The organism is Sulfurimonas sp. (assembly GCF_026196735.1).
In the GTDB taxonomy this organism is placed as follows: domain Bacteria; phylum Campylobacterota; class Campylobacteria; order Campylobacterales; family Sulfurimonadaceae; genus Sulfurimonas.
This window is the reverse complement of sequence record NZ_JAPHUF010000004.1, coordinates 111,627-123,867: the sequence shown is the minus strand read 5'-3', so window position 1 is coordinate 123,867 and position 12,241 is coordinate 111,627. Positions and strand designations below refer to the sequence as shown.

At 35.2% G+C, this 12,241-nt stretch carries 15 protein-coding genes; 13 read left to right on the top strand and 2 right to left on the bottom strand.

The window, feature by feature from the left end; translation table 11 throughout:
- From rpsD to tkt, 13 genes are all read left to right on the top strand, one after another.
- Positions 1–362, top strand: a 362-nt coding sequence (rpsD, locus tag OQK60_RS02995; RefSeq protein ID WP_297683922.1) for a 30S ribosomal protein S4, incomplete at its 5' end; no start/stop codon positions are given.
- A gap of 23 nt (positions 363–385) precedes the next feature.
- Positions 386–1,378 carry a DNA-directed RNA polymerase subunit alpha gene (locus OQK60_RS02990; RefSeq protein ID WP_297683920.1) on the top strand — a complete coding sequence of 331 codons (993 nt, stop codon included), beginning with the start codon at positions 386–388 and terminating at the stop codon, positions 1,376–1,378.
- Between the two features lie 21 nt (positions 1,379–1,399).
- Positions 1,400–1,750, top strand: a complete 351-nt coding sequence (gene rplQ, locus OQK60_RS02985; protein WP_297683918.1) for a 50S ribosomal protein L17 — start codon at positions 1,400–1,402, stop codon at positions 1,748–1,750.
- Positions 1,751–1,891: 141 nt separating this feature from the next.
- On the top strand, positions 1,892–3,112 hold the full coding sequence (locus tag OQK60_RS02980) for an aldo/keto reductase (protein WP_297683916.1): 1,221 nt from the start codon (positions 1,892–1,894) through the stop codon (positions 3,110–3,112).
- 80 nt (positions 3,113–3,192) lie between these two features.
- Positions 3,193–3,468: a NifU family protein gene (locus OQK60_RS02975; RefSeq protein WP_297683914.1), complete on the top strand. Its 276-nt coding sequence runs from the start codon at positions 3,193–3,195 to the stop codon at positions 3,466–3,468.
- A 14-nt stretch (positions 3,469–3,482) separates the two neighbouring features.
- Complete coding sequence (locus OQK60_RS02970; protein WP_297683912.1) at positions 3,483–4,073, top strand: hypothetical protein; 591 nt, start codon at positions 3,483–3,485, stop codon at positions 4,071–4,073.
- Complete coding sequence (locus OQK60_RS02965; protein ID WP_297683910.1) at positions 4,063–5,358, top strand: UDP-N-acetylmuramoyl-L-alanyl-D-glutamate--2,6-diaminopimelate ligase; 1,296 nt, start codon at positions 4,063–4,065, stop codon at positions 5,356–5,358. Before OQK60_RS02970 ends, OQK60_RS02965 begins: the two co-directional genes overlap by 11 nt.
- A gap of 87 nt (positions 5,359–5,445) precedes the next feature.
- A complete protein-coding gene (locus OQK60_RS02960; protein WP_297683908.1) occupies positions 5,446–5,820 on the top strand; it encodes a (2Fe-2S) ferredoxin domain-containing protein in 375 nt (124 codons plus the stop codon).
- A 9-nt stretch (positions 5,821–5,829) separates the two neighbouring features.
- Entirely contained in the window at positions 5,830–6,195 is a 366-nt protein-coding gene (gene panD, locus OQK60_RS02955) for an aspartate 1-decarboxylase (RefSeq protein ID WP_297683906.1), read from the top strand.
- A gap of 2 nt (positions 6,196–6,197) precedes the next feature.
- A complete protein-coding gene (locus OQK60_RS02950) occupies positions 6,198–6,530 on the top strand; it encodes a YbaB/EbfC family nucleoid-associated protein (RefSeq protein ID WP_297683905.1) in 333 nt (110 codons plus the stop codon).
- Positions 6,531–7,511, top strand: a complete 981-nt coding sequence (locus tag OQK60_RS02945) for a PDZ domain-containing protein (RefSeq protein ID WP_297683903.1) — start codon at positions 6,531–6,533, stop codon at positions 7,509–7,511. It begins immediately after the preceding gene.
- A gap of 12 nt (positions 7,512–7,523) precedes the next feature.
- Complete coding sequence (locus OQK60_RS02940; RefSeq protein WP_297683901.1) at positions 7,524–8,369, top strand: polyprenyl synthetase family protein; 846 nt, start codon at positions 7,524–7,526, stop codon at positions 8,367–8,369.
- A gap of 14 nt (positions 8,370–8,383) precedes the next feature.
- Positions 8,384–10,309 carry a transketolase gene (gene tkt, locus OQK60_RS02935; protein WP_297683899.1) on the top strand — a complete coding sequence of 642 codons (1,926 nt, stop codon included), beginning with the start codon at positions 8,384–8,386 and terminating at the stop codon, positions 10,307–10,309.
- A gap of 18 nt (positions 10,310–10,327) precedes the next feature.
- On the opposite strand, the gene OQK60_RS02930 is transcribed toward tkt, so the two are convergent.
- Positions 10,328–10,609 carry a DUF3144 domain-containing protein gene (locus OQK60_RS02930; protein ID WP_297683897.1) on the bottom strand — a complete coding sequence of 94 codons (282 nt, stop codon included), beginning with the start codon at positions 10,607–10,609 and terminating at the stop codon, positions 10,328–10,330.
- 68 nt (positions 10,610–10,677) lie between these two features.
- Complete coding sequence (locus tag OQK60_RS02925; protein WP_297683895.1) at positions 10,678–12,231, bottom strand: SagB/ThcOx family dehydrogenase; 1,554 nt, start codon at positions 12,229–12,231, stop codon at positions 10,678–10,680.
- Positions 12,232–12,241 lie beyond the last annotated feature (10 nt).

The window sequence follows — 12,241 nt, the reverse complement described above, 5'->3', positions numbered from 1 at the left end:
GTACAAACCTTATTACTTTAATTGAACAAAGACTAGATAATGTAGTTTATCGTATGGGATTTGCTTCAACTCGTCGTTTTGCTCGTCAGCTTGTAACTCACGGTCACCTACTTGTAGATGGCAAAAAACTTGATATTCCTTCTTACCGTGTTAGACCTGGTCAGAAAATAGAAGTTCGTGAATCAAGTAAGACTAATAATCAAATTGTTCGTGCTATGGAATTAACTAACCAAACTGGTTTAGCTCCATGGGTTGATACTGATTCTGAAAAAGTTTTTGGTATCTTCACTCGTTTACCAGAGCGTGAAGAAGTTGTTATACCTGTAGAAGAGCGTTTAATCGTTGAGCTTTACTCGAAATAATAATTAATAAAAGGCGTTAGAGAATGAAGAAAATTAAAACTACTCCACTTGCTCCTCAAGAATTTGAGGTAGAACAGATTAGTGAGAATGAAGCTAATATTATGGCATACCCATTTGAAACTGGTTATGCAATCTCTTTAGCTCATCCACTTCGCCGTTTTTTATTAAGTAGTTCAGTTGGTTATGCACCAATAGCTATCAAAATTGAGGGTGCTAAACATGAATTCGATTCAGTTCGTGGTATGCTTGAGGATATCTCTGATTTTATTTTAAATCTTAAAGAGATTCGTTTTAAATTATTAGATGAAAGTGTAGAGACAGAGATCAACTACAGCTTTGCTGGTCCTTGTACTATTAAAGGAAGTGATCTTTCAAATGATGAAGTAGAGGTAGTAACTCCGGATGCTCCTCTAGCAACATTAAATGAAGATTCTACTCTTAACTTTAACATTAAGATTGCTCAAGGTATCGGTTATGTAGCTAGTGAAGATACTTATGATGAATTAGAAGATGGATATATAGCACTTGATGCTTATTTCACTCCGGTTCGCAGTGCAACTTACAAAATTGAGAATGTGCTAGTAGAAGATAACCCTAACTTTGAAAGAGTTGTTTTAAACATTAGAACTGATGGACAAATTTCTCCATTAGATGCGTTTAGAAATTCACTAGAAGTTATGTATGCTCAATTAGCTGTATTTAACTCTGAGATCAGTGTTAAAGCTCCAACTACAATTGAAAGAGTTGAAGAGAGCCCGGATCTTAAAAAATTAACAACTAATATCGATAGTTTAGGTTTGAGTGCTAGAAGTTTTAACTGTCTTGACCGCTCAAGCATCAAACTAGTAGGTGAAATAGCAATGATGAGTACTAATGATCTTAAAAATGTTAAAAACCTAGGTAAGAAATCATATGATGAAATCGTTGAAAAACTTCAAGAGTTCGGCTTTGAAGTTGGCGGCGATATAGCAGATGATGTTGTTAGTGCATTAAAAAAGAAAATAGAAGCTTTATAAGCTTAAATAGAGGAATTAGAGATGAGACATCGTCATGGATATCGTAAACTAGGTCGTACAAGCGCACACCGTGCAGCTTTACTTAAGAACCTTAGTATTTCGTTAATTGAACACGGTAAAATTGAAACTACTGTTATTAAAGCTAAAGAGCTTCGTTCTTATGTTGAAAAACTTATCACAATAGCTGGTAAGAATGATGCAAACGCTCATAAAGCAGTATTCGCGGCGCTTCAAAGTAAAGAAGCAACTAAAACATTAGTAAATGAAATAGCTCCTAAGTATGTTGATCGTACTGGCGGATATACCAGAATTACTAGAACTCGTATTCGTCGTGGTGACGCTACTACTATGGCATTTATTGAATTAGTGTAATTACTATTTCATCACTGAAATGAAGTAATTCATTTCAGTGGCAGGGACATTAGTCCCTACAACCCCATAAAGCTACAAAAACTTTGTTTTTGAGAGTTTAAAATTCCCAATTCTAAAATACTTTAAAGAGAGACAAGCAGTATGAGTAATTTCGCATTTGGAACTTATAGAATAAGTGATTTAAATCCTCAGCATATAGAAGCATTAAAAGAAGCAATAGATTCGGGCATAAAAATGATAGATACATCATCTAACTATACGGATGGCGGAGCAGAGAGAGCTATTGCTCTTGCTTTTAGAGAATTTGATGAAGACAAAAGAAGTCAAGTAGAAATAGTTAGTAAGTTCGGATATATTCAAGGCTCAAACTTAATTAGTCACAAACAAGAACCAATTGCAGAGGATGTGGTAGAGTTTAACCAAGAGTGTTTTCACTCAATTTCAAAACCGTTTTTGCATGCACAGCTTAGTGAATCTCTAAAAAGATTGGAGATGAGCAGGGTTGATTGTTATCTTATTCATAACCCTGAATATTATCTTATTGATGCCATAAAAAAAGGTATAGATAAAGATGAAAGACTTGATGAGATGTATAGAAGAATTGAAGAATCTTTTGTAGGTCTTGAAGAAGAGGTTAAAAATGGAAGAATAGGCTCTTATGGAGTAAGTTCAAATAGTTTCTCGCTTGAACAGACCAATGAAGAGTTTCTGCCATACGAAGATCTAATAACTTTGGCAGAAAATGCGGCTGTTGTGGCTGGAAATACTAAGCACAGTTTCACAACAATCGAGCTGCCAATTAATCTTCTTGAGCGAGAAGGTTTAAAATGTGCTTCTTGGGCAAAAGCGAATGGGTTAAGAGTTTTAGCAAATAGACCGTTAAATGCAAAATATGAAAATATGATGTTTCGTCTTGCTGATTATGACGAAAGCAGAGAATATTATCATCACTTTAATGAGCTTATGGAAGTTTGCGACAATGACATGTTAAGACCTTTATACAATCTTTTAGAACAGCTCGATGCGAACAAGCATAAATTTGGTTGGATTGGTGATTATGACACATTTCTTTTTACTCAAATAATTCCTCATATGAAAAAGACTCTAGAGGCGTTAGATGAGCAAAATAGAGATACAATGCTTAACTTTATAGATTTATATCTTCAAGAGTACAGAAAAATGGTTGCATACGAGTGTAGCAAAAATACTAAAGTTCAATTAAAAGAGTTTTTTAAAGAGTGTAACTCAAGTATGCAAGAATGTGCACTGAATTTTTTAATTCAAAGAGAAAGTGTCGATTATATACTTGTTGGCATGAGAAAACCAACCTATGTTCATCAAATTCTTTCATTGGAAGAATAAGTGATATTTTTTATCATTAGTTAAGCGATTTTGTCATATCTTATGACAATAATAAAAAATATTGATTTTAAAGGATGGGTATGATTCCATTTACAGATGAAGAACTGATGGGTCCTGTAGAAAATGTTATAGATAAAGTTCGTCCATCTTTAGCTCTTGACGGCGGTGATATAGCATTTTTAACTGTAAAAAATTCTAAAGTTTATGTGCAGTTAAAAGGTGCGTGTATTGGCTGTGGAAGCAGTGGAACTACGCTAAAATACGGCGTTGAAAGACAACTAAAGATGGATATACATCCAGAGCTAACGGTTATAAATGTACCAATTGGCATGGAAAACGATATAGACAACCTATAAATAAAGTGGAAATTATGAGTATTAGTAAATATAAAATATTATCACAAGCAAAAGAAAGCTTCTCAAAGAGTGACTACAAGAGTGCATTAGAGAAGTTTGCAATTGTTTTACAAAATTTTCCCAACTCCAAAGAGGCATATAATGGCGTTATTTTAGCTGAAATGGCTATGAGTGGAGAAGGCGGGGCTGAGGCTCTTTTTGATTATTATGAGATTTTAAAAGAAGAAGATAAAGAACAAGCAGATATTATCATTAGCGATATATTGCAAAATATGGATGGTTCACTAGAGAAGCTTGGTGAAGTATTTGCAGAACCACTTCGTGACAGACTTGAATTTGAAGACGGCATACTTTATAAAGATTTTAAAGCTATAGTAGATGGTGGAGAGAGCTTCAAAGAGACTTTTGAAAATATTATGTTTTCAACTCGTGTAATAATAACTCAAAAAGATGATTTTGTTGATTTTTTAGAGAACCTTATTGATAATGGTTTTTCAGAGATGGCGCTTGCGTATTTAGAGAATGCTTTAAGTGCTTATCCAAGTGATGAAGTCCTTAGAAAACTTTTAAAAAAGTTAGCAAAGGGCTTTAAGAGTGAAAATTAAATTACCAAATGAAGAGTTTAAGTATATAACTGAAAACTCTTCGGAATGCGATAATGAAACGGCTTTTGTTTTAACAAACCAAAATGAAAAATATCTTCAAGATGCAAAAAATAACTCTGCTCACTCAATTATAAATATTAAAGATGTCGCACGACTTTTTGGCATAGATAAAATTAAAATAGTTGGAATTACCGGTACAAACGGTAAAACAACTACAGCGAGCGCAATATACTCATTTTTATTAGATTTAGGCTATAAAACTGCTATGCAGGGAACGCGTGGTTTTTTTATGAATGATGATATTGTTGAAGGAAAAAGTTTAACCACGCCGTCAGTTTTAAATACATACAGGCATATTTATCAGGCAGTTGAAGCTGGATGTGAATTTTTTATTATGGAAGTCAGTTCACATGCAATTGCTCAAAAACGAATAGAAGGCTTAAATTTTGAGTTAAAAATACTGACAAATATTACTCAAGACCATCTAGATTATCATAAAACAATTGGTGAGTATATAGCAACTAAAAATAGTTTTTTTCAAGATGACTGCAAAAAACTTATAAATAAAGATGAGCCAAAAGCATCATTTAATTTTAAAAACACTATGACTTACGCAATAGAAAACTCTGCTACATACAGGCTTATAGCATACTCTCTCAATAATGCGTCAAGCGGAATAATACAGCACTTTCAAGAAGTGGTTCCTTTTACTGCGTCATTACATGGATTTTTTAATCTTTATAATTTAATGGCAGCAATATCTGCAGTTCACATGTTGACAGGTAAAAAACTCGAAGAAGTGGCGGAAGTGGTTGATAATTTTGCCGGTGTCAGCGGTAGAATGGAGCAGGTTTGCTCTCTTCCAAATGTAATAGTTGATTTTGCACATACTCCAGACGGGATGCAGCAAGTCTTAAATGCGCTTAAAGAGAAAGAACTTTTGGTAGTGTTTGGTGCCGGTGGAGACAGAGATAGATCAAAAAGACCTATGATGGGAAGAGTTGCGGCTTCTTTAGCAAAAAAAGTATATGTTACCAGCGATAATCCAAGAAATGAAGACCCTCAGGCAATAGTTGAAGATATTTTAGAAGGTATTGAAGATAAGAGCATAGTAAGTGTAGAGCTAAATAGAAAAAAAGCTATACAAATGGCACTTGATGATCAAGAAGAGGATGAAGTGGTTGTAATACTTGGTAAAGGTGATGAATCCTACCAAATTATTTATGATGAAAAATTGCCTTTTGATGATAGGGAAGTAGTAAAAGAGTTACTAAATATAAATTAAATTCTTAAATATTAAAACTTATTTCATAGCATAATTATTTATGAGGTTATTTTTGTTATAATTGCGAAAAATATTAAGGATAAATTTATGGGAATTCCTCAACCAGCATTTTACATATTTAAATGTGAGCAGTCATCTCCTCCGGGTATGCCAAAACCGTCATGTGTTACACCTGAAACTCAGGACCTTTTTCAGCATTTAGCGCAAAAGCTAATGCAAACAGGAGTTATGGGAACGGTTCAACCTATTCGTACTTCATGTCTCAATCGTTGTACATCAGGTCCGGTTATGCTTGTGGAGCCTGGACACACAATGTATGCAGGATTAACTAAAGAAAAAATCGATAGAATTGTTGATGAGCATATAATTGGCGGAAATGTAGTACAAGAGTTTGTTATTGAAGCAGAGCAGTGGGATGATCCAATTTCTCCGTGTGATATGCGAAAACAGATGGGAATGTAGGGAAAGAATATGTTAATTGATATGCTCTACAGCAAAATCCATCGCGCTACTGTTACTGATGCTAACTTAAACTATGTTGGTTCAATTACAATAGATGAAGAGCTTTTAGAAGCTGCTAAGATGAGAGTTGGACAAAAAGTCGAGATTTTAAATGTCAATAATGGTGAAAGATTTTCAACATACATTATCTTAGGCGAACGCGGTAAACGAGACATCTGTTTAAACGGTGCGGCTGCTAGAAAAGTTCACAAAGGTGACAAAGTAATAATTGTTGCTTATGCTACTTATGAAGAAAAAGAGCTAGAGACTTACAAACCTAAAGTTGTTATCTTAGATGATAATAATGATATAGATTATATAGCAGACAGTATTTAAATATGTTCAATTTAGGCGATATGAGTAAAATGCTTGGTGACTTAAGCGGTTTGCAAGAAAATGCACAAAAACTTCAAGCTGAGCTAGAGTCTAAAATTTTCAATGTTAAAAGCGGCGGAGGTTTAGTTGAAGTGAGTATCAACGGAAAAGGTGAGGTTATTGATATTAATATTGATGATTCGCTTTTATCAGATAAAGATTCACTTCAAATCTTGCTTATCGGGGCTATAAACGATGCCAATAAAATGGTAGAACAAAACAGACAGAGTAGTGCTATGGGCATGCTCGGTGGAATGGGTGGAATGGGCGGTTCAAACCCGTTTGGAGCCAAGTAAATGTTTAGGCTATTTTTAGCTCTAAACTTTCTTCTTTTAAATCTATATGCTTGCAAAGGCGGTTTTGAGGCTTGTAAGTTAAAAACTATCCATTCAGATGCAATCGTAAATCAAACACTACAAATTCCAGTACAAAAAAACCAGAGATTAATCTTCTCACAAAAACCTCCTAATGCTAAAATTATTAAGCATGACCCATACTTATCGTTATATCTAATAGAAGATAAAAAAAGATTTAAACACCCCTTTAGAGTAAATATGAAACTATCTTTAGGAACCGCTGCGGTTAATACAAAAACAGTTGTTGAGGGTAAAATACTAAAGCGTCAAGTTGGACTGAACAGTTTTGCAACATATAGTGAACCTTTGCCAATACCAAGTATGCTTTTAAATAGCTGCTGTGCACTCGAAGGCATAGTTACCCCTAGAGGAATAATAGAAAAAGAGTATATAAATAGATTTTTAACAATAGATAAAGTGAGTTATGCGGATATCGGTATAAGAGTTAAAGATGAAAACAGAATTGTGGTTGTGAGTGCAAGTAATGTATTTATGCAAGATAATCCTTTTGAGATAAATGATTTTATTTTAGAATTTGATGGAAAAAAAGTCAAAAACAGTGCAGATTTTATGCGTAAAGTTCTTTTTAGTAAAATAGGTTCTACTCATAAAGTCAAAATAAAAAGAGCAGACAAAGTACTTAGTTTTAATGTAAAAAGCCAGATGAGAAAAGGCGGAGGATATTTAAGTGATACTTTTTTAGAATTTTTAGGAATCTCTTTTGATAAAAATATGCTCATTGTAAAAATAGAAAAAAAAGCTTTACCGTATGCACTTAAACTAGGAGATAAACTTCTTGGAATAAACGGTGTAGAGGTTAAAAATGAGCGAAATATAGCAGATATATTATCAAAGAATAAAAACTCATTAAATCTTCTTTTTCAAAGAGACCAATTTCAGTTTTTTGTGACTGTAAATTAGCTAAAATTTCATATGCAAAACTTTGAGAATTTTTTACTAAGAAACTTACCGGTTTCAAAAAGTATTCACCCTACATATGAAGAGGCTCTGCACAAGATGTTGATAGCTGGCGGAAAGAGATTTCGTCCAGCACTTCTTCTTGGAGTTGTGAAATCATATAATACTTTGATGCTTGATGGTGCAATGCACGCAGCTTATGCGATAGAACTTTTGCACACATACTCTCTTATCCATGATGATTTACCTGCCATGGATGATTCTCCTCTTCGTCGCGGTAAAGTAACTCTACATGTAGCTTACGATGAAGTAACTGCAATTCTTGTTGGAGATGCACTAAACACTTACTCTTTTGAGGTTTTAAGCGATGCTCCTTTTTCAGATTACACAAGAGTTCAGCTCATTAGAGAACTCTCATCTAACGGTGGTTTAAACGGAATGGTTTTAGGTCAAGCGATTGACTGTTACTTTGAAAATAAACCACTCTCTATAGAAGATGTGAAAATACTTCATACAAATAAAACAGCAAAACTCATCGCCGCTTCACTGAAGATGGGTGCAATTATAGTAGGAAAAGAAGAGTTAGGTGAAAAACTGTATAATTTTGGGATAAAGCTTGGACTTCTGTTTCAAATTCAAGATGATATACTCGATGTGACGCAAAGTTCTGAGGAGGCTGGAAAGCTTACAAACAATGATGAAGATAAAAATAGTTTTGTAACACTTTTAGGTCTTGATGAGACTATGAAAGAAGCAAATGCTTTGGCGGATGAACTCACAACAGAGTTAAGTAATTTTGATGAGAATTTAAAAAATGAACTCTCACCTCTACTAACTAAATACATAAACAGACATAAATAAAAAAGGTAATAGTAATGAGTAATAATAATGCAATGCGTCAAAAAATGGCAGACAGTATAAGATTTTTAGCAGCAGATATGGTTCAAGCGGCAAACTCGGGTCACCCAGGTGCTCCAATGGGTCTTGCGGATATCGCTGTAGTTTTAAGTGAACACCTAAAACACAACCCTAAAAATCCTAACTGGTTAAATCGTGACAGATTGGTTTTTTCCGGCGGTCATGCAACCGGTCTTATCTACTCACTTTATTATCTTTGGGGATATGGTTTAGAGATTGAAGATCTTAAAAACTTTCGTCAACTAGATTCTAAAACTCCAGGTCATCCTGAGTATGGACATACGGAAGGCATCGAAATTACTACGGGTCCATTAGGTCAGGGTATTGCTAATGCTGTTGGTTTTGCAATGGCTTCTAAGTTTGTTGGTGCTCAAGTTAACTCTGAGACTGCAGAATTAATAGACCATAATGTTTACTGTCTGTGCGGTGATGGTGATTTAGAAGAGGGTGTCTCTTATGAAGCTTGTTCAATTGCAGGGCACAATAAACTAGATAATCTAATTTTGATTTATGACTCTAACCGTATCACAATCGAAGGTTCAACATCGTTAAGTATAAGTGAAAATATTAGTATGAGATTTGAATCTCAAGGCTGGGATGTACTAGAGTGTGACGGTCATAACTTTGATGAGGTTGATGTTTGTTTAACAACAGCCAAAGCAAATACAAAACCTACAATTATCATTGCAAATACTATCATAGCAAAAGGTGCGGGAAAATTAGAAGGTTCTCATCACTCTCACGGTGCACCTCTTGGTGAAGAGATTATCGCTGAAGCTAAGAAAGCTGCTGGATTTGACCCGGAAAAAACTTTTCATGTAGACGCGGATGTTATGGTTAGATTCAGATGTGCGATAGAAGAGGGTGATTTGTTGGAGCGTGAGTGGATTCATTCTCAAAAAACTCTTCCTCTTATGGAGCAAAATGAAGCTCTAAGTGCTTTAGAAAACCCAGATTTTTCTCGTATAGAGTGGCCGTTGTTTGATAAGGCTGATGCAACTAGAAGCACAAACGGAAAAGTTATGAATGCAATCGCAAAAGCTATTCCTAGTTTTCTAGGCGGTTCAGCTGATTTAAGTCCGTCAAACAAAACAAACCTAAACGATATGGGCGTGTTTCCAAAAGGCAGAAATATTTACTTTGGTATTCGTGAACATGCTATGGCATCAATCACTAATGCTATCGCACTTTATGGTCCGTTAATGCCTTTTTCTGCTACATTTTTTGTCTTCTCAGATTACCTAAAACCTGCCGCTCGTATAGCTGCTCTTAGCAAAATTCAGCAGTTTTTTATCTGGACACATGATAGTATCGGTGTTGGTGAAGATGGTCCGACTCATCAGCCGATTGAGCATCTTTCACAGTTTCGTGCACTTCCAAACTTCTATGTTTGGAGACCTGCAGATGGAGCCGAAAACATTGAAGCTTGGAAAACTGCATTAGAGATGAAAAATTCTCCATCTGCATTTGTATGCTCAAGACAAAACCTTTCAGTTCTTCCAAGTGCACTAAAAGGCAAGGCATCTCAGGGTGGATATCTTCTTGCGAGTGATGAAAACGCTGTAATGACTCTAATGGCATCAGGGAGTGAAGTAGAACTGGCACTTAAGGTTAAAGAAGCATTAAACGCTAAAGATGTACCTGTTAATGTTGTAAGCGTGCCGTGTTACGATCTTTTTATAGAGCAAGAAAAAGAGTACATAGACTCTATCATCAAACCAGATACAAAAAGAGTAGCTATTGAAGCCGCTCGTGGTTTAGAGTGGTACAGACTTGCTGATGAAGTAATAGCTATGGAGAGCTTTGGTGCTTCTGCTCCAGCCGGTCAGCTTTTTGAGAAGTTTGGTTTCTCGGTCGATTCTATAATAGAAAAAATTAAATAATTTTACAAACTACACAGATTATTTTTGTGTAGTTTGAGATGCTAGATGTTTAATGTACATAGTTAAATTCTCTTCAAGCATCATTTCATAATCTTTTAAAAGAGCTTCTTTGATCTTATTTTTTTCTTTAGCCATATCTTTTGTCATCATAGATGATTCAAATGCACTATACCGAGCAGCCGCATAGCGTAACCCCATACCAACTGTTCCTGATGTATCTTTTTGAGCAATCTCGTTAGCTAGAGAGATAAATTTATCTGCAGAAGTATAAAGTGCTTCCATATTTATATTTTGACTCATGTTAATCCTTTTTAAAGAATTTTACACTATTGGCTGTTTACTTCTAAAAATTTCAAAGGTAATTGTCATTAATTATATGTTGGCTTAGTCAAAATCCTGCTATCTACATAACCGCGACCAACCGTAAAATGGTAAAGAACCGTAAAGCGATTATCTTGAAGTCCTAAAACTTTGTGCATATCATCATCTAAAAAACATCCTATTCCTGTTCCTGAGAGTCCCATTGATGTAGCTTCAAGATATAGTTGTTGACCTATGGCTCCACACTCCCAGTAAAGTTCTTTGTATCTGTGAGCGCCATGCTCTTGCAGCTGCTGTGAAAAATTACAAAGCATTCCCAGACTAAAAGCTCCATCACTTGCAATATTTTGAGAGCAGCTTATAGCTTTTGAAGTAACTCTAAAGTCTTTTGATTCCAAAAGATAAAGGTTCTCTAGCTCTGTTTGGCTCCACTCAAATGTATCTCGCATCTGCTCTTTTAAAGCATCTTTATCTCTTTCATTTCGTATTAAAATATACAGACCTTTTTCATAATCCTCCACTTGATGTACAAATATCGCAAAATGAGCTGAGTTTTCTTTGGAGTCTTGAGAGAGAACTACACTTTTTAACATGTTGTGAAACTCTACTTTAGTGATTTTTGACATGTCGTTTTGCATGACATGTACGCTTCGTCTGTTTAGTACAACATCTTTGGACTCTTTTGTAGGATGTTTTTTTACTATACTTTGTGTGTGAGTTTTTTGGGGTATTTCAAGCTCTTTAGTTGCATTTTCTATGGCTGGGATGATATCCCAATTTTGCATACTAGAACTTAATCTGTTTGCAATACCTTCAAATTTTAAAGGAATAGCCTCTAAAAGAGCGTCAATATTTAAACAAGAGTCAACTCCCTCATGAGATACTACAAACAACATGTCAGGATTCTCACTCTCAAAAAATCTATCTTTTTGTCCAAGACCTAAAAGAGTTGACATGTCATCATCGCTAAGGGAGTCTAATCGTGTTAGTTTCCATCCCAGCATCTTTGCCGATACTACAAAAGCTTGCCAGGCATGACCTGCATCGAGTTGAGTGTAGCGAAATGCCCGTTCTCCATATTTCCAAACTTCACGCCAGGTAATGCTAGAAAGCCCGATAATAAAACTTTTTTCCGGCAGAGTGTTCCAAAATTCTGTCTCAAAATCTGCTAATTTTTCTAAAGCATGCTCTTTTGGTCTGTAATGATATATACATGTAGAATTGCCTTGTTCTTTTAAAATGGGAGGCAAGATTACATAACTCTCCGTAGGATGAAGATTTCCGCTTGAAGCGTTACATCTTACTGCCCAAGAAGTTCCGCCTGATTCCTTCCATGCAGCAATTCCCATAGAAAACTGTAAAAGCTGAGATATAGACTCCCTTACAAGCGGAGCAGATGGCAATTCATCATCTAGCATATGATATGGTGGAGTTGTGTTGTCTATTGCTAAAGGAAGCTTTATAGTTTGAGCTCCATTGTAAGTTCTAAAGGGATCGGGCTGAGTGCTCCAGTCCATATACCCAAGTGAACGAGCATAGCGCTTTTGTGTATGTTTTGTTGTCTCGTGGTACTCATAAACTATTTGAAGTGATTTATTCATTCAATAAGTT